The organism is Terrabacter sp. BE26 (assembly GCF_041941675.1).
Taxonomy (GTDB): Bacteria; Actinomycetota; Actinomycetes; order Actinomycetales; family Dermatophilaceae; genus Terrabacter.
In genome coordinates, this window is record NZ_CP090122.1 from 1,782,412 (window position 1) to 1,800,396 (window position 17,985).

General features: G+C 72.1%; 12 protein-coding genes. 4 read left to right on the plus strand and 8 right to left on the minus strand.

Features of this window, described 5'->3' with window-relative positions:
* Positions 1-167 precede the first annotated feature (167 nt).
* Together LQK93_RS08320 and LQK93_RS08325 are read right to left on the minus strand one after the other, a co-directional pair.
* Positions 168-1,271, minus strand: coding sequence for an SGNH/GDSL hydrolase family protein (locus tag LQK93_RS08320; protein WP_374971073.1), 1,104 nt, complete (start codon positions 1,269-1,271; stop codon positions 168-170).
* Positions 1,272-1,419: 148 nt separating this feature from the next.
* Positions 1,420-2,244 carry an SDR family oxidoreductase gene (locus tag LQK93_RS08325; RefSeq protein WP_374971074.1) on the minus strand — a complete coding sequence of 275 codons (825 nt, stop codon included), beginning with the start codon at positions 2,242-2,244 and terminating at the stop codon, positions 1,420-1,422.
* Between the two features lie 436 nt (positions 2,245-2,680).
* Here LQK93_RS08325 and LQK93_RS08330 point away from each other — a divergent pair, with 436 nt between their 5' ends.
* Positions 2,681-3,829 carry a glycoside hydrolase family 76 protein gene (locus tag LQK93_RS08330; RefSeq protein WP_374971075.1) on the plus strand — a complete coding sequence of 383 codons (1,149 nt, stop codon included), beginning with the start codon at positions 2,681-2,683 and terminating at the stop codon, positions 3,827-3,829.
* 9 nt (positions 3,830-3,838) lie between these two features.
* Positions 3,839-4,933, plus strand: coding sequence for an alpha/beta fold hydrolase (locus LQK93_RS08335; RefSeq protein WP_374971076.1), 1,095 nt, complete (start codon positions 3,839-3,841; stop codon positions 4,931-4,933).
* A 12-nt stretch (positions 4,934-4,945) separates the two neighbouring features.
* Here LQK93_RS08335 and LQK93_RS08340 read toward each other — a convergent pair whose 3' ends face one another.
* Both LQK93_RS08340 and LQK93_RS08345 read right to left on the minus strand, forming a co-directional pair.
* Entirely contained in the window at positions 4,946-5,875 is a 930-nt protein-coding gene (locus tag LQK93_RS08340) for an amidohydrolase family protein (protein ID WP_374971077.1), read from the minus strand.
* On the minus strand, positions 5,872-7,206 hold the full coding sequence (locus tag LQK93_RS08345) for an aminopeptidase C (RefSeq protein WP_374971078.1): 1,335 nt from the start codon (positions 7,204-7,206) through the stop codon (positions 5,872-5,874). Before LQK93_RS08345 ends, LQK93_RS08340 begins: the two co-directional genes overlap by 4 nt.
* 255 nt (positions 7,207-7,461) lie before the next feature.
* Here LQK93_RS08345 and LQK93_RS08350 point away from each other — a divergent pair, with 255 nt between their 5' ends.
* Positions 7,462-8,457, plus strand: coding sequence for an NAD-dependent epimerase/dehydratase family protein (locus LQK93_RS08350; RefSeq protein ID WP_374971079.1), 996 nt, complete (start codon positions 7,462-7,464; stop codon positions 8,455-8,457).
* Positions 8,458-8,591: 134 nt separating this feature from the next.
* Here the strand turns inward: LQK93_RS08350 and LQK93_RS08355 are convergent, their stop codons facing one another.
* Complete coding sequence (locus LQK93_RS08355; protein WP_374971080.1) at positions 8,592-14,015, minus strand: peroxidase family protein; 5,424 nt, start codon at positions 14,013-14,015, stop codon at positions 8,592-8,594.
* Between the two features lie 427 nt (positions 14,016-14,442).
* The gene (locus LQK93_RS08360) at positions 14,443-14,919 is read right to left on the minus strand and encodes an ATP-dependent zinc protease (protein WP_374971081.1); all 477 of its coding nucleotides are present in this window, start codon (positions 14,917-14,919) and stop codon (positions 14,443-14,445) included.
* Between the two features lie 24 nt (positions 14,920-14,943).
* Between LQK93_RS08360 and LQK93_RS08365 the strand changes: the two genes are divergently transcribed.
* On the plus strand, positions 14,944-16,137 hold the full coding sequence (locus LQK93_RS08365) for a RimK family alpha-L-glutamate ligase (protein WP_374971082.1): 1,194 nt from the start codon (positions 14,944-14,946) through the stop codon (positions 16,135-16,137).
* A gap of 159 nt (positions 16,138-16,296) precedes the next feature.
* Here the strand turns inward: LQK93_RS08365 and tatA are convergent, their stop codons facing one another.
* Positions 16,297-16,560, minus strand: a complete 264-nt coding sequence (tatA, locus tag LQK93_RS08370; protein WP_374971083.1) for a Sec-independent protein translocase subunit TatA — start codon at positions 16,558-16,560, stop codon at positions 16,297-16,299.
* Positions 16,561-16,686: 126 nt separating this feature from the next.
* Positions 16,687-17,523 (minus strand): DinB family protein, encoded by an 837-nt coding sequence (locus LQK93_RS08375; RefSeq protein ID WP_374971084.1) that lies wholly within the window; start codon positions 17,521-17,523, stop codon positions 16,687-16,689.
* Positions 17,524-17,985 lie beyond the last annotated feature (462 nt).

Genomic DNA, 17,985 nt, shown 5'->3' on the forward strand with positions numbered 1-17,985 from the left:
GGTTGGCGCTCATTGGCGCTGGTTGGCGCTCGTTGGCGCTGATTCGAGGTGGTTGGTCGCGCTCGAGCGCGGCGCGACACCTCGACGGGCGCAACCACGACGCCCAGGAGGTATGCCGTCGCGCCCGGGCGCGACGGCATACCTCGACCCAGCAGGCCCCGAAGGGACTAACCGGTGACCGCGACTCGGAGGGCTCGAGCGGTCGCGTTCCAACCGGGCTGGGTGGGGTGGACGAACTCGGCGGTGTCACGGCCCGGCGTGCCGACCGGGACAAGCCAGGCCCGGGAGTTGTCGGCGACGACGTGCGGGTCGAGCCCGTGGACGCGGCCGCCCCAGGCCTGCTTGACCGTGTTGACGAAGTGGTAGTGGTCGGCGCCCGGCTCGGCGTTGAGCTCCGCGATGCCGCGGGCCTGAAGCCGGTCGCCGAGGCGCTGCAGGTCGTTCAGCGCCTTGCCGGCGTCGTAGACCGGCGCTGCCTCGGGGATGCCGTAGCTCTCGCGGTTGATGAGGAACGGGTAGCTGAGCAGGTAGACCTGCGCGCGACCGCCGGACTTCCGCTCAACCGCACGGAGCGCGTCCTTGGTGCGCTTCACCATCTGCGGCGCCTTGGCCGAGGCGGCGTCGAGCGCCTGCTTGCAGCTCGACGGGTCACGCAGCGTCAGGCAGTTGACCACGATCGTCGAGAAACCGATGTCGTTGCCACCGATGGTGACGAAGACGTAGTCGGTGGCGGGGGTCACGGAGTCGATCTGCGCCCGCGTCACGAGCTGGCACGAGACGGTTCCGGTGTAGAGGCTGCCGACGCCGGCGCCCCTGACGAACGTGTAGGTGTAGGAGAAGTCGGGCTGCGCGGGGATGCCGCAGAGGCGCTCGGTCCGGGCGCGCCGCATCCACTCGGCCTTCTGGTCCGGGTAGCGCGCCGGGTCGATCGAGTAGGTCGCGCTCTTGGTGGAGGCGCTGCCGAGCTGGCGCGGCTTGAGGATGTCGGCCACCACGCCGCCGCTGCACGCCGCGTCGACGTAGGACGCGCCGATCGAGGCGGCCACCTGCGCGCCGTAGTTGTCCGGGGAGCGGTAGCAGCTGCGCTCCTGGTAGGTGCCCGTGCCGTTGCCAGCCGAGTAGGAGTCGCCGAGCTGGACGACCCGTGGATGCCGGGGCGTCGCCGCCACGGCGGACGAGGCGCCGGAGCTCAGGGGCGCGGCCACGGCGAGGGCGGCCACGAAGGCGACAGCAGCACGGGCGAGACGGGTGGTTCGCGAGGTTCGAGGCACGGGGACTCCTTCGTCCAGATACGGGCTCGTCGGTCAACGAGCCGGGCAGGGCGGAGGTCACGCAGGGGTCGTGGAGCCCGCCGGAGCGGACGGAGGTATGCCGTCGCGACGGGGCGCGACGGCATACCGGCTCGGGGGGTGCCTTGTCTCAGCCCTGCGCGAGCTGGGACACGTCGTCCCACTTCTCCCAGGTCTCGAGGCGGGAGGCGTAGTCGGCCTTGGCGATCGAGAGCGGCGCGGCGCCGAAGAAGACGCGCAGCGGCGGCTCCTGCGCGTCGACGATCCTGAGCACGGCCTCGGCGGAGGCCTTGGGGTCACCGGGGCCGGAGGTGTTGCGGGCGGCGCGGTCGCGGTGGGTCTGCTCGCGCACGTCGTCGTAGGCGGCCAGCGGCTCCGAGTGCTTCGCCGACGCGCCGGCCCAGTCGGTGGAGAAGCCGCCCGGCTCGATGAGCGTCACATGGATGCCGAACGGCGCGACCTCCTGGGCGAGCGACTGGCTCAGGCCCTCGAGCGCCCACTTCGACGCGTGGTAGGCGCCGACGATGGGGAACGCGGAGATGCCGCCGATCGAGCTGACCTGGATGATGTGGCCAGAGCCCTGCTCTCGCAGGATCGGCAGCGCCGCCTGGGTGACCCAGAGAGCGCCGAAGAAGTTCGTCTCCAGCTGGTTCCGGACGTCGGACTCGCTGAGCTCCTCGACGAAGCCGAAGTGGCCGTAGCCGGCGTTGTTGACCACGACGTCGAGCCGGCCGAAGCGCTCGTGCGCCTGCTTGACGGCGGCGAAGTCGGCGTCGCGGTCGGTGACGTCGAGCGCGATCGGCAGGAGCCGGTCGCCGTACTTCTCGGTCAGGTCGTCGAGGCTCGAGGTGTCGCGGGCGGTCGCGGCGACGTTGTCGCCACGCTCGAGCGCGGCGATGGCCCACTCTCGGCCGAACCCGCGGGACGTTCCAGTGATGAACCAGGTCTTCGTCATGGTCTCGACGGTATGCCGCCGGGTGCGCCGGACGGACGCCGGGCGGTTCCGCCTTCTCTTGACGCGTGCGGCCCCTAGGGTGACGGCGTGACGGACCTCAGCGCCCTGCCTGCGGCACCCGCAGGGGTGCTCACATGACGCCGTCGCTGGGACCGGCAGCGCGGCCGACGGCCAGCGGGCTCACGGCCGTGGAGCTCGCCATGCTGCGAGCCATCGAGGATCTGGGCGGGGCGGCCGACGGGCCGCACGTCCGCACGCTCGAGGTGCTCGAACGCCTCGACACAGCGACCGGGGGGGGCCGACTGCGTGAGTCCCGAGGAGGTCGCTGCCGGCTTCGCCGCCTGGTTCGACCTCGACAAGAGCGGAGTGCCCGCCCTCGACGAGCTCCTCAACACGATCCCTCCGGAGGAGGACTGACCCGGGTAGCGTCACTCGCGTGACCGCCGGCCCTCGCCCCTTCCGCGTCGCCGCCGGGCGCGACGAGCGAGCCGCGGAGGCGGAGCGGTCGGTCACGGCGCTCTTCGGCGGGCGGCTCCTGCGCATGCCGGGAACGCACCTCGCCCGCGTCGTGCACTCCCGGTCGGGTGACGTCTGGCGGTTGGGCGGTCTCGTCGGGTCGTGGAACTACTGGTGGCAGGCGCACTACCTCGACGCCATCGTCGACGCGGGCCTGCGGGATCTTCGCTCGGGTGACCCGGACGGCGCGGAACGGCATGCGCGGCAAGGGGACCGGCTGCTCGAGACCATCCGGCTGCGCAACGGTCTGCGGTGGGTCAACGCCTACTACGACGACATGGCGTGGCTGGCCCTGGCATCGGGTCGCCTGGAGGGGCTGCACGACGAGATCGGCCGCCGCGGCCCGATGCGTCGGCTCCGCTCGGCCGACCGGCACCTGACGGCGCAGCTGCGGTCGGCCCACACCGACGACCTCGGCGGTGGGCTCTTCTGGAACAGGGACCGCGACTTCAAGAACGCCCCTGCCACCGGGCCGGCTGCCCTGCACCTCGCCAGGCGCGGGCACACCGACGAGGCCCGGCGGCTGGTCGACTGGGTCTACGCCCGCCTCTGGTCCGCCGAGAGCGGGCTCGTGCTGGACGGCATACGGACACCTCGAGGCGCTGAGGGCGGGGAGGTGCTCGTCCCGGACGTCTGGTCCTACAACCAGGGCACAGTGCTCGGTGCCCTCGTCACGCTGGGCGACCGGGAGAGCCTGAACCGTGCGGCGTCCCTGGTCACCGCCGTCGACGCCGGGCTGACGGTCGAGGTCGACGGCGCGAAGGTGCTGCGGACCCACGGCGGCGGGGACGGCGGCCTCTTCACCGGCATCCTGGTGCGCTACCTCGCGCTCGCCGCCGCTCCAGGATCCGGCCTCTCCGACCAGGCCCGCGCCACGGCCCGACGGCTCGTCCTCGACACGGCGGACGTGCTGTGGCAGGGACGCTCGGGCCTGCCGGTACGCAGGCGGGCCGAGGTGTCGGCCTTCCCCGTGGAGCCGGGAGGCAGCGCACCCGAGCCACCGCTCGAGCTGTCGCCCCAGCTGCAGGCCTGGACCGTGTTCGAGGCCGCTGCTGCCCTGACCGGGTGAGACTGGACCATGCCGTCTGCGCGCGCAGCCCTCGCCGCCGTTGCCACAGTCCTCGTTCTTGGTGCCTGCACCGCCGCCCCGAGCGCGACGGAGGGTGCCGGCGCGACGTCGCGGACGGCATACGGCACCGGTCCAGCCACCTCTCCGACCACCGATCCGACCGCGGTGCCAGCGCCCCCGTCGGCAACTCCTTCAACCTCACCGAGCCCGACCGCCACGCCTGCACCCAAGCCCGACCCGGCGTCGGTCCCGGCGCTCATCGCGATGCGCTACGTCGGCGGCAACCTGAGGCTCGGGCGCGAGGGAGGCAGCACGAACGCGTACCGGCAGTACTTCGTCAGCTACGACAGCAACGGCCTGACGGTCTCCGGCCGCATCAACATCCCGCGCGGGACGGGCCCCTTCCCGGCCGTCGTGCTGGCGCACGGCTACGTCGACCCGGCCGCGTACACGAACGGCGAGACGATGCTGCGCGAACGCGACCACCTCGCCCGCCACGGCTACGTGACGCTGCACATCGACTACCGCAACCACGCCCAGTCCAGCCGCGACCCGGGCAACGACGCCAACCTCCGCACGGGCTACACCGTCGATGCGATCAACGCCGGGCTGGCCCTGGACAAGGCGCCGTTCGTCGACCGGGGCCGCATCGCCCTCATCGGGCGCTCGATGGGTGGCGGGGTCGTGCTGAGCGCCCTCGTCGCGCGGCCCGGACTGTTCAGGGCGGCGGTGGCGTATGCGCCGGTGAGCTCGGACACGGTCGACAACTTCGACAAGTGGGTGCGCCGGGACAGCTCACGCGCCGCCGCGGCCAGGGACGTCATCGCGCGCCTCGGCACCCCGGAGGCGCAACCGGCGACGTGGGCCACGACGAGCCCGCGGACGTACTTCGGCCGCATCACCGAGCCCCTCCTGATCCACCACGGCACGGCCGACGAGGACTGTCCGCTCGCCTGGTCGCGCGAGACGGTGGCCGCCCTGAAGGCGAAGGGCAAGTCGGTGCAGCTGGACGTCTACCCCGGCGGGCGCCACACGCTGGCATCACCCCAGTGGGACACCTCGATCCGCCGCACCGAGGCCTTCCTCGCGACCCATCTGCGCTGAGCCCCGCGCAGTTCAGGCCGTGGACAGGCCGAGGAGGCGAGCGCCGTTGTGCCACAGGACGGCTCGCATCCAGTCGTCGCCGAGCTCGAGGCGGGCCAGGGACTCGAGCTGGTGCGCATAGGGGTAGGGGATGCTCGGGAAGTCCGAGCCCAGCACCACCCGGTCACGCAGCCCGGCGAGACGCTCGGCGTAGCCCTCGGGGAAGGGCGCGAAGCGGTTCGTGAAGTCGGTGCCGTTCATCGTCGTGTCAAGGTGCACACCGGCGAACTCGTCTGCCAGGTCGGCGAACTCGTGGTACTCCGGCATGCCGAGGTGGGCGATGACGAGCACGAGGTCAGGGTGGCGGCGCAGCACCTCGCGCACCGCGTCCGGCCCCGTGTGCCGCCCCTGCAGCGGGGCCGAACCGGCGTGGACGACCACCGGCACACCCGCTGACTCCAGCCGCGTCCATGCCGGCTCAAGTCGCTCGTCGTCCGGGGTGAAGTCGCCGACCTGCACGTGCATCTTGAACAGGCGGGCGCCCGCGTCGAGGGCTGACGCGACGTACTCCCCGACGCCGGGCTCGGGATAGAACGTGGCACAGTGCACGGCATCCGGAACCCGGGCCGCGAAGTCGGCGCACCACTCGTTGAGCCACTGCGCCATCCCGGGCTTGTGCGGGTAGGCGAGCGCCGGAATCGCCTTGAGCCCGAGGGCTCGCAGGGTCTCGAGCCGCTGCTCCTCCTCGAGCCGGTAGGCGACCGGCCACGGCGCGCCGTAGTGCCTCTCCGCCTCGTCGAAGTAGCCCCACACCTTGCGCTGCATCGACTCGGGCAGGAAGTGCACGTGGACGTCCGCGAGCCCCGGCAGCCCGAGGGAGGCGACGTATGCCGGCACGTCGGCATCCGTCGCCGGCCCGGGGGTCGTGGCCTGCTGGGTGGCGGTCGAAGGCGTCCCGCTCAAAGCGCGAGCGCTCCCATCGGGTCCCAGGCGGGCAGGACGATCGGGTCCTGGCCGAGCGCCTCCTGCAGCTGCGCCGGGAGGGCGTCACGGCGTACGGCGATCTCGAAGACGAACTCGGCGAACCAGCTGTCGTTCATCGTCATGAAGCCCTTGTCGCCGCGCTCGGTGCCCCAGCTGTTCTCGACGCGCCAGCGCCGCGGGACGTCGTCGTGCAGGTCGACGCCGGTGAAGAGCATGGCGTGCGTCATGAGCGACTCGTGGTGCAGCAGGCGGTCGGCCTTGCCGAGGCTCGGCTCGGTGCCGTAGATCGACGCGTGGTCGAAGAGGGCGGCGTCCCACAGGCCCAGGTCGGCGTGCGACATCTGGCCGGTGTCGCAGCCGAACCAGACCGGCTCGCCGCCGACGATCGCCTTGGCCGCGAGGGACTTCATCAGGTCTGGCTCGACGTTGAGGTAGGTCACCGGCGGGGCGCCGACGACGTTGCCGAGGTGCTCGACCGTGAAGGTGCGGCCGTAGGGGCTGCTCGGTCGCGGGTCGTTGACGAGGCAGACGTAGTCCTCGAGCGGGACCGTGACGTAGCGCTCCGCGAACTCGAGCGGGGTCATCGCGCCGTCGCGGTGGAAGGTGCCGTCCTTGTCCTTCCACTGCCACACGAACGTCTCGGGCGGCGTGCCGAGGTGGATGCACAGCAGGCGGTGCACCGAGGCGAGCACCTGCTCCTTGGCCTCGCGCAGCTCGTTGACGTCGGAGCCGTCGGCGGCGCGGGCCCGCAGGTCACGGGCGCCCTGGCGCAGCATCGTGCCGAGGTCGCGGTTCATCAGGCGGGTGTCGCTCGAGCTCTTCGTCTCGGGCATCGCGACCTTGGGCACGAGGCCGTGCTTGACCACGAGTGCGACGAACATGTTCCACTGCCCGCCGTCCTCGGCCGGGGTGGCGAGCAGGTGCGCGACCGTGCGGTCGTCGACGTCGCGGTCGGCCGTGGCGATGATCGACTCGAGCCAGTGGTTGGCCTTCTCGAACTTGTCCCAGAACAGCAGGTGGTTCTGCGAGAACTCGAAGTCCTTGACCCCGAGCTTCTCGCGGGCGCCGGCGCGGAGCAGGTTGGTGCCGGCGAAGAGCCAGCAGCGGCCGCTCTTCTCCTGCGACGTGGCGGCCCAGTCGTCGAGCAGGTGCGACACGGAGTGGTCGATGCTCGTGACGACGCGGCGGTCGAGCGCGATGTCGTCGACCGACGTCGTCGTGACGGCGTTCTGCAGCAGGCGGGCGGTGGGGTCGGCCTCGAACGCCTTCGTGAGGCGCTCGACGAGGTCGGGGGCGAGGTCGCGGGGCACGGGCCACTCCTTCGTGGGCTGGGGATCTTCGCATCGTATGCCGGGTCGATCGCGGACGCCCCACGACCCGGACGTCCGGCTCGCTCCAGAACACCCACGACACAACCGCGACCACCACCGCGACCGCGACCGCGCACGAGTGGCCCAGGGCTCGGGCTACCGCTCCCCGCGGGACCTCCTCCGCGTGATCCTGGCCGGTCACGCCGAGAGCGGATGTGCTTGGCAGGACGCCGTCCCCCGGCGAGGATCGTGCCCATGAGACTGCTCGTGCTCGGAGGGACCCACCACGTCGGCCGTGCGTTCGTCGAGGCTGCGATCGCGCGTGGCGACGAGGTCACCACGGTGACACGGGGGCTGACGGGGACCCCGGTCGCGGGAGCCGAGGCGCGGCACGCAGACCGGCTCGACGACGAGGCGATGCGCGCAGCGCTCGGCCACGACGAGTGGGACGCCGTCGTCGACACGTGGTCCGCGGCCCCGGTCGCGGTGCAGACGTCGGCCCGCCTGCTGAGCGGTCGCGCCCGGCACTACACCTACATCTCGTCGTGCTCGGTCTACACGTGGCCGATCGCGCCGGGGTCGGACGAGAGCTCCCCGGTCGTGAACGGGCAGCCCACCTCCGTCGACGCGGCGGACTACGCGGCTGCCAAACGCGGAGGCGAGCTGGCCGTGCTCGACAGCTTCGACGGTGGCGTGGCGATCGCGCGAGCCGGCCTGATCCTCGGCCCCTACGAGATCGTCGGCCGGATGCCGTTCTGGCTCAATCGGATCGCGGCGGGTGGGCGCGTGCCGGCACCGGGGCCCTACCAGCGGCCGCTGCAGTACGTCGACTGCCGGGACATCGCCGAGTGGGTGCTCGGCTCCCGGCCGGTCGGGACCTTCAACACCGTGAGCCGGCCCGGGCACACGACCATCGGCGCGCTGCTCGACGAGGCGCGGCGCGTCACCGGCAGCGACGCCGAGCTCGTCTGGGTCGAGCCGGAGACGGTGGAGGCAGCTGGCGTCGAGCCGTGGACCGAGCTGCCGATCTGGGTGCCGCCGACCGGTGAGCTGGCCGGCCTGCACTCCCTCGACACGGCGGCCGCTGCCGCAGCCGGGCTGCGCTGCCGGCCGATGCCCGAGACGGTGGCCGACACGTGGGCCTGGCTGCGGCGGGAGGGGCTGCCCGAGCGGCCGGGCAACCGCGCCGGCAGCCCGATGGACGCGGACGCCGAAGCCCGCCTCCTCGCTCTCCACGCCGCCTCCGCCTGACCGCGCGAAGGCAGCTGCACGCATACCGGATCCTCAACGGCATGGACAGTGCCCCGGGCGGGGGGGTAGCCCGGGGCACTGTCGGCATGGAGCGGTCTCGGTCCCGTCAGCGGGACTGGGCGGGGGTCACCACCTCACCTCGCGACCACCGTGTTGGAGACCGGCGACGCCGGCCCGGTCCCGACCGCGTTGATCGCCGCCACCGCGAACCGCACGTTGGTGTTGCGCGCGACGACCCCCGTCAAGGTTGCCGTCCTCGCCGCCGCACCGACCGTGATCGTCGACACCAGTCCGGGGGCCGTGCCCCCGACCCGGAACACCTGGATCCGGTAGCCGGTGACCGCCGAGCCACCGTTGGACGCGGCCCCGAGCCCGTTCCACCTGACGCTCGCCGTGATCGCGCCGTTGACAGCACCGCTCGTGGCGACGACGCCGCCCGGTGCTGCCGTCGGCGCGGACGCCGGGGTGACGGCCGCCGACGTGGTCGAGAACGCGCCCTGGCCGGCGACGTTGCGGGCCGCGACGCGGAACGTGTAGGCCGTCCCGTTGGTCAGCCCGGTGATCGTCGTCGACGTGGCTGTGCCGGTGAGGGTCACCGTGCGCTGGACGGTCGTGCCGGTGATGACCTGAACGGTGTAGCCGGTGATCGCCGATCCACCGTTGCTCACCGGCGCCACCCACCTCAGGGCAACCTGTGCGTTGCCGCGGGTGCCCGCCACCCCGGTCGGGGCACCGGGGACCGTGCGCGGCGTGACCGCCGCCGACGGAGCGGACAGCACCCCCGGCCCGGCGCCGTTGATCGCCGCCACGCGGAAGGTGTAGGCCGTCCCGTTGGCCAGCCCGGTGATCGTCGTCGACGTGGCCGTGCCGGTGAGGGTCACCTGGCGCACGACGGTCGTGCCCGTGATGACCTGCACGACGTAGCCGGTGAGGGCCGAGCCGCCCGTCGAGGTCGGGGCGACCCACGTCAGGGCGACCTGGCCGTTGCCGGCCGTCCCCACGACACCGGTCGGTTCCGACGGGGCGCCCGGGAGCGTCAGGGCCGCCGAGCTCGGGGACCACTCACCGACGCCGAACACGTTCCGCGCCCGCACCTGGAAGGCGTAGGTGCGTCCCGCCGTCAGTCCGGTCACGACGGCCGAGGTGGCCGTCGGGCCGACACCGGTGACGAGCTGCGCCTCGGTGGCGCCGTCGAGGGCGCGCACGTCGAACGACGTGACCGCCGCCGTCGCGGCACCCGGTGCGGGGGCCGCGAACGTCACCCGTGCCTGGCCGGCGGTGCCGGTCAGCGCTGCCGTCGGAGCCGCCGGGGCCGGCGGCGCCGCGATGGCGACCGTCTGCACCGAGCCGTCGGCGTTGGTGAAGCGCAGCTGCTCGATGTTCCACAGGGTGTCGACACCGTCCGACGCCTTCTGGACGCCGGCGTTGACCGGGCCCGTCTGAGTCACGACGACACTGCCGTTCGCCTGGGGGGCGATCGTGTAGGCGTCGAACGGGGCGAGGAAGACGGCGGTGTCCGTCCCGGTGTCACCGGCCGGAGCGGGCCGGATCTCGCGCTTGACGACGAGCTGGCCGACGTCGACGCTGCCGTCGAGCAGGGCCGCCTGCAGGGTCTTGGAGCTCCCTGCGAGGTAGGGACGCTCGAGCAGGTCGGTCGACCCGATCTCGGCGCCGGTCCCGTCGGCGTTGGCGCGCACGCTGATGCGCACGCCGAGCCAGCGGTCGCCGTCGATGATGTCGTCGGCGCCCCGACCGGTGATCGTGTCGCTGCCGCCACCGCCGAGCAGGATGTTGCCCTCCGCCCAGACGTTGCCCGTGAGCGGGCAGGAGCCCGCAGCAGACCCGGCGACCACACCCGCGAGCGGGCGCGGCAGGGTCGTGACGAGATCGCCGAGACCCGCGATGCGGGCGACGCCGGCGGCGTCGAGCGCGTTGCACCCGGTGAAGCCACCGCCGCCGATCGTGCCGGGCACGTCGTCGTTGCCGCGGATGACGTCGTCGCGCTCCGAGCCGGAGTCCGCCTCGACCTCCTGCCAACGGTCCCGGTTGACGACCACCTGGATGGGCAGCGGACCGAGGTTGTTGTTGATCGAGAGGTCGTCGTCGGCGCCGACGGTGTCGTACTGGTGGATGGCCCAGTCGAAGCCGCCCGCGCCGGCGTTGCGGTCGACGAATGAGTTCTGCGCCATGATGTCGTCGCCGCCCTCGGCGTCGTAGTCGTTCTCACCGACCTGGCCGACGAAGACGTCGTGCCCGGGGCTCGACTCGGCGGGGTCGTCGAAGAACGGTGCGGCGTGGTCGCCGATGAGCAGGTCCTGGCCGGAGCCGCCCTGGATCCAGTCGTCGCCGCCGTCACCGAAGACGGTGTCGGCGCCGAGGCCCCCGATGATGAAGTCGTCGCCGGGGCCGCCGAACTCCTCGTTGTCGTTGGCGCCACCGTTGAGGTAGTCCTTGCCATCGCCGCCCATCATGATGTCGATCCCGTTGCCGGCGTCCGCGACGTCGTTCCCGGGTCCGCCCTTGATGACGTCGGCACCGCCGGCGTCGGTGATCCGGTCGGCGCCGTCGCCGCCCAGCACGACGTCGTCACCGGAGTTGCCGTCGAGGACGTCGTCCCCGTCGTTGCCGAGGATCGTGTCGTTGTCGATGCCGCCCTTGATGCGGTCGACCCCGACCGTGCCGTTGTAGACGGACTGGCCGTTGATGCCCGCCGGGTCCACCGTGTTGGTGAGCCGGTAGGAGATCTGGCCGTTCGGTGCGCGCACGAGCAGCTTGTTCTCGTTGCAGTCGGTCGACGGGTCGTCGGCGACGGTCGCCCCGAAGCTGGTGTAGCCGGCGGGCGTGCCCGCGAGGTTGGCCAGCTGGAACTTGCAGTCCGCCGTCGCGAACGCGTCCTGCTTGAGCGTGTGCGTGTTGTCCGTGTTGCGCATGACGAGCTCGGCGAAGGAGTTGGACTCCAGCTGCGTGCGCAGGTTCATGCCGGGCGTACGTGCCAGGTAGTAGAAGCGGTCGCCGTTCTGCAGGTCGGTCATCGCCGTCTCGAAGACGTAGTTGAAGGTCCGGCCGAGCAGTCCGCCGTTGATGTCGGTCGCCTCGGCGAGGCCGCCGACCCAGAGGTCCACGGAGTCGAGGCCGGTGTCGCGCCCGTCCCACGTCCCCGTGGCGTTGAGGAAGTCGGCAGCGTCGTCCGGCGTCACGTCACCGACGACCGGCGGCGTCGTGGTCGGGTCGGACAGGCGCGGGTCGACGATGGCGCGGGCCGCGTCGCGCTTGGCCTTGTAGCCGCTGGCCCCGGTGATGCTGGGGTGCCGGCCGTAGGCGGCGACGAAGTTGACGAGCGACTCCGGGTGCTTGAGGTTGAAGCCCAGGTCGGCCCAGCTCGTGTAGGGAGTCATCTGCCCGTCGTTGGTGCTCGCGAAGACCCGCCGGCGCACCTCGTTGAGCGACGGGATGCCCTCGGATCGGGCGCGCGTCAGGTTGAGCGTCGCGAGGTCGAGGGGCAGGCCGAGCAGGTTGCTGCGCAGCGTGTCCGTGACGAACTCGTCGATCTCCTGACCGGTCTGGTCGCTCATCCCCATGAGGATGCCGCCGGCGGCCGCCTCGGAGGTGACCGTCGCACCGACCTGGTCGCGGTTGAACTCCGCCGGGTTGAGGAAGCCGTCGAGCAGGGACACGTCGTAGTGCAGCGGCTTGCCGTCGGGTCCGTTGACCGGGGCGGTGCGGTCGATCGTCTCGGTGAGCATCGAGTGCCCGAACCGGTAGACGGCGTGGGCGAACTCAGCCGGGATCGTCGGGTCGAGGTCGGAGTGGTAGAGGTGGAACGGGTCGATCGCCGGCTGCACCTTGCGACCGAACTCCTCGAAGACGAGGTGCTGGTACTCCATCTCGGTGACGAAGCGGGCGGCCTGGAAGAGCCGCTGGCCGTAGCCCCACCCGGACGGTCCGTCGACGCGCTGGTAGGCGTCGCGCAGCGTCTCGTTGTCCGGCTGGTCGAGCACGCCCTCGATGTAGCCGACGAGACGGTCGTGCTCGCTGTGGAAGACCTGGTGCACCGCGGTCAGCGCGATGTTCTCGTTGACGCGTCCGTCACCGGCACAGAAGTGCGCGTCGAGGAGCTCGTCGTCGTAGGTGCCGGCCGCCTGGCCGTCGAGCTGGGTGCCTGCGACGGTGTCGGAGTCGGGCACCTTGCCGCCGCTGGGGTCGGCGTCGTGCGCGATGTCGGTGAGGAACGGCACGTGGAAGTGGTCGACGTCCACGGGCGGCTCGACCGGCGCCGCCAGGTCGCCCTCGACGAGGCCGGAGGCGGTCACGTACTGCGGCAGGCCCCGCAGCGGTCCGCGGAGGAAGTTGCCGTACGGATCCATGGCCAGCATGGGCACGTCGGTCACGTCGGAGTCGCGCAGCCGGAGCCCGAGCACGTGCTCGGCCTGCCACTTGACGGTGGCCCACGTGGCCATGCCGCCCTTGAGCAGGTCGTCGCCGCGCAGCCCGTTGGCCGTGCTGGGTCCGCCGAGCAGGCGACCGGTGTCGACAGGCCGGCCACCGACGAGCTCGTACTCGCGCAGGAAGGCCTGGTGCGAGGGGTTCGAGGTGTAGGTCTGGCTCTGGTCGACGAGCGGAGTGTCGGTGTTGTCGGCGTCCTGGATGTCGTCGGCCGTGCCCAGGATCTTGTCCGCGCCGGGCTGGTTCTGGCCGCGGGTCAGCACCATGAAGCGCAGCTGCGCCGGCAGGTCGTCGGACGTGTCCAGGATGCCGTCCTTGCCGAGGACGAGCGGGTCGTCGTCCTTGAGCGGGACGAAGACGGTGCCGCCGCCCTTGACCGTCTGGTCGACGCCGTGGTCGAAGAACTGGCCGAAGATCGTGAAGAGCCCGTTGAACGGCGGTGACAGCCCGACGTCGGTCGTGACGTTGGGGATCGACAGGGTCTCACCGGCGGGCACGCAGTCGTCGGGCGTCCCGTTCGGGTCGGCCGGGCCCGGGTCGCCACCGGGGTCGCACGGGAAGACGCCCGTGTTGCCCTGCGACCGGACGGGGCTGCCGGCGGCCGCGACGGCGGCGGGGTTCGACGCCGTCTGGTCGACGATCAGGTTGCTGACGGTGCGCGGCTCGCTGTCGAAGACGACGTTGCCGGTGGTCTTCTGCTTGTAGGACGTCGAGCTGCCGGCGGGCCGTGCCGGCGAGGCGAAGGGTCCCGGGACGGTCTCGGCGTCGCGGAACTCCGGCGCGACCATCCGGTAGAAGGGCACGCCGGAGGCGGCGAACGTCTCGCGTCCGCCGACGAGGTTGTTGCACGAGCCGTCGACGGTGCGCAGCCCGTACGAGGTGAGGATGTCGGGCACCTGTTCGGCATCCGGTATGCCGTCACCGGGCTTGTTGAGCAGCGTGCCGCAGGGCTGCGCCGTGGTCCGCGTGGCCGCGTGCCGCTCGGCGATGTTGATCTGCTTGAGGATGAAGGAGAGGTCACCTGCGGTGACCGTGAACCCGGCTCCGACAGGGGCCGGGCCGGCGGTGGACGCCACGCCCGTCTGCAGCACGAGCGCCGCGCTGACGGCGATCACGGAGACGGCGGAGACGGCGGGACGCGCTCGACGCTGCTCGACGAGCCCGGCGCCGGACCGGGACCGCAGCCTGCGGCGGACCCACCGGGATCCGCGGGGTGGACGGGGTTGCCCGGAGGGGGCAACGGGGTGTTGCGCTTCACAGTCGGACATGACGCACCTGCCTCGGTCGGGACACTGGCTGAGGTCACGGTGCCGAGTGGGCCTTTGGGAAACCTAGGGGTGCTGCCGGGAGGGGAAACACGACGTGACCGCGGGTGTGCGCGCGGGGCGGCCGGAGGGCATACGCGAGGGCCTTGGATGTGTGGGCACCGCTGGCAGCACGCGCCTTTCGGCATCGCGTGTCAGCGGATCCGTCGCGCGCGTCTCTCCGGCCGTCCGGTCACCTCACCGGCGACCGCTGGCGCACGGCGGCAGCCGGCGCGGGTCAGTGACCGCGGTTGCGGCGGCGGACGTCCTTGGGAGGCCGGCCCCCGGCATACGACCGCGACGGGTCGACGACGTAGCCCTGACGCAGCGCCTCGCGGCCGACGAGCATGCGGAAGCCCATCCGGTCGCGCTTGCTCAGAGTCACCTCGGCGGGGACGGTACGGCCCGCGAGGGTGAGGTCGACGCGCACGACGAGGCGCCTCGTGACGTGCCCGGACGAGCTGCGGACGCGCCGACGGTCGTGGACGGGACACTCGACCGTGTGTGCGTCGGCGTCGGTGTCCTGCCAGGGGTGGACGGTGAAGCGCACCCACGGCCGGCCGTCGCGCTCGAACTCCTCGACGTCTGCGGCATGCAGCGACGACGTGCGGGCCCCGGTGTCGATCTTGACCTTGACGAAGGGCAGCCCGATGCCCGGCATGGCGGCCCACTCGCGCCACCCGACGACAGTGCTTGAATAGGCCGGCCCAGACACCCGCCCATCTTGGCAGGACCCTGCATGAAACTCGCGATCCTCTCGCGCGCGCCGCGCGCCTACTCGACGCAGCGCCTGCGCACCGCCGCGCTCGACCGCGGACACCAGGTGCGGGTGCTCAACACGCTCCGCTTCGCCATCGACCTGTCGGGCCCCGAGCCGGACCTGCAGTTCCGCGGGCGACCGATCTCCGACTACGACGCGATCCTGCCGCGCATCGGCAGCTCCATCACCTACTTCGGCACCGCGGTCGTGCGGCAGTTCGAGCAGATGGACGTCTACACGCCCAACACCGCGAACGGCATCTCCAACGCCCGCGACAAGCTCCGCGCCGCGCAGATCCTCTCGCGCCACCAGATCGGCATGCCGGCGACGACGTTCGTGCGCAACCGCGCCGACGTGATGCCGGCCATCGAGCGGGTCGGCGGCGCCCCCGTCGTCATCAAGCTGCTCGAGGGCACGCAGGGCATCGGCGTCATCCTCGCGCCGGAGATCAAGATCGCCGAGGCGATCATCGAGACGCTGCACAGCACGAACCAGAACGTCCTCATCCAGAGCTTCGTCAGCGAGAGCAAGGGCCGCGACATCCGCGCCCTCGTCGTCGGCGACCGCGTCGTGGCCGCGATGCGCCGCCGCGCCAAGGGCGACGAGTTCCGTAGCAACGTCCACCGCGGCGGCACCGTCGAGCCGGTCGAGCTGACCCCGGAGTACGAGCAGGCCGCCGTCCGTTCGGCCCAGATCATGGGCCTGCGCGTCGCCGGCGTCGACATGCTCGAGGGCAACGAGGGCCCGCTCGTCATGGAGGTCAACAGCTCCCCGGGCCTCGAGGGCATCGAGGCCGCGACGGAGCTCGACGTCGCGGGCGCGATCGTCGACTACATCGCCGGGCAGGTCGCCTTCCCCGAGATCGACGTGCGGCAGCGGCTGACCGTCTCGACCGGCTACGGCGTCGCCGAGCTGGTCGTGCACGCGGGTGCCGACATCATCGGCAAGACGATCGGCGACTCCGGCCTCGAGGAGCGCGACCTGCAGGTGCTGACGCTGCACCGCGGCGCGAGCGTCATCCCGAACCCCAGGCGCCGGGTCGTGCTCGAGGCGGAGGACCGCCTGCTGTGCTTCGGCCGCCTGGAGGAGATGCGCACCATGATCCCCGAGCGGCGCCGTCGCCGCGCCAAGGTGCGCAAGCTGCCGCAGGACCCGATCCACACCGTCGCCTGAGCGGCGGTCGGCAGCACACGGCATACGCCGGCGGGACCGATGACGGAGGTTCGCCGTCGAAGAACGGCGGTCCGAGCACGGACATGACGCAGCCCCACGGGAAGGTGCGTCAACCGTCCCGGCCGGCCGTGGCGGACGTATGCCGTCAGGCGGGCTCCGTCACGCCCCGTGACGTCGCGTCTCGAGCTCCTCACGCAGGCGGGCGGCCTCGGCCTCGGCGGCGGTAGCCCGGAGGTCGGCCTCCGTGGCCGGGTCGGGCGTCGGCGGGGCAGCGTTGGGCGTCCTCATCTCGTCCATCTCGGACTTGAAGATCCGGGCGGAGCGGCCCAGGCTGCGCGCCATGTCGGGCATGCGCTTCCAGCCGAAGAGCAGCACGACGGCGAGGGCGATGATGGCCAGCTCCGGCCACCCGAGATCGGCCATGGGAACCTCCAGACGGGAGACGGGCTTCGGCCGTCGGCCGGTGCCGACGTCGGCCACCCGCGACGTGATGCCGGCACCATAGGCCTTCGGGGTTGGAGCCGGCTGTGAACCGCTGGACCGGTGAACCTACTGGCGCATGGCCTGGTCCCGGTCCGCGACACCGTGCGCGGCGGCAAGGGCGTCGAGGTCGCGCTCGGCGTAGAGGCGGTGCTGCCACTCCTCGTTGAGGATGGTGCGCAGGATGCGCGAGACAGCGAAGGACTCGGGCTCGGGGTAGCCGGGCTCGAGGACCGGCTCGGTGGAGCCGGCGAGCGCCTCGTCGGTCAGGTCGTCGACGACCCGGCGGACGGTGGCCATCCGGTCGGCCCGCAGCGCGAGCACCTCGTCGAGCCCCGGCCGCGCCTCGCGGTCGCGCGGCACCGGCGGGCTGTCGGGCATGTCGTCGTGCGGCAGGTCGAGCGGGTGCCAGGGCCGGGGCTCACCGAGGAGGGCCCGGCGCACCCAGGCGTCGGTGGCGAAGACGAGGTGCCGCAGGGTCTCGATGAAGGACCACTCGCCGTCGACCCGCTCGTGCAGCAGCTCGGGCGGGAAGGTCCGGGCACGCGAGACGGTCTGGGCCCAGAGCCGCTCCACGGCGTCCCACCCCTCGCGGTAGCCGGCCGCGTCGGTCGGGCGCATCTTCGGTCGGTCCGGCTGGAGCCGGTCGAGCTCGGCCTCGACGTAGGGCGCGACGTCGACGCCGTTGATGCGCAGGTTCTCGACGTCGCCGGTGATGTCGACGTCCTCGAGCCAGACGTCCCGGGCCCGCAGGCCGCGCAGGTCGACCATGCGGAGGGTGGCGCCCCGCAGGTCGACGTCGTGGAAGCGGGCACCGTCGAGATAGACGTCCTCGAAGGCGGCTCCCGTCAGGCGCACCCGCTCGAAGCGGGTCCCCTGCTGGTCGTCGTACGCCTGGTCGGCCATGCCGGTCCTCGCTCCCTGTCGACGGTTCAGGGGAAGCGTAGGGCCGAGCGGCCACGGCGGTGGCGCTTCGGCGCGGGCACATGATCGGACAATCAGTCCTAAAACGGTCATCCACCGCGGTTCGTGGGTACGTCAGCGTCGATGGCTGCGCCGCAGGGCGCGGCCGTCACCGTGGGGTCTCGGGTTTGCTCGTGGAGGGGTGGCCCGAGGCCCCTCGTACGTCCACGCCAGAATGCGTGGCACGACTGGCGTCGCGGGTCCCGACGAGGCCCACCAGCTGCTCCTCGCCCGAGTCGACCGCAGCCTCACCGGTCGGCTCGAGGACCCGGCCGTCGTAGCCGCCGTCGTGGGCATCGAGCGGCTCGTCGTCGCAACGGGTTCCACCGAGGAGCCTGTCCTGCGGGCGGCAGCCGGCGGGTCCTCGAGCAAGCGCGCTGACCGGGCCATCGCGCCCTCCGCGCC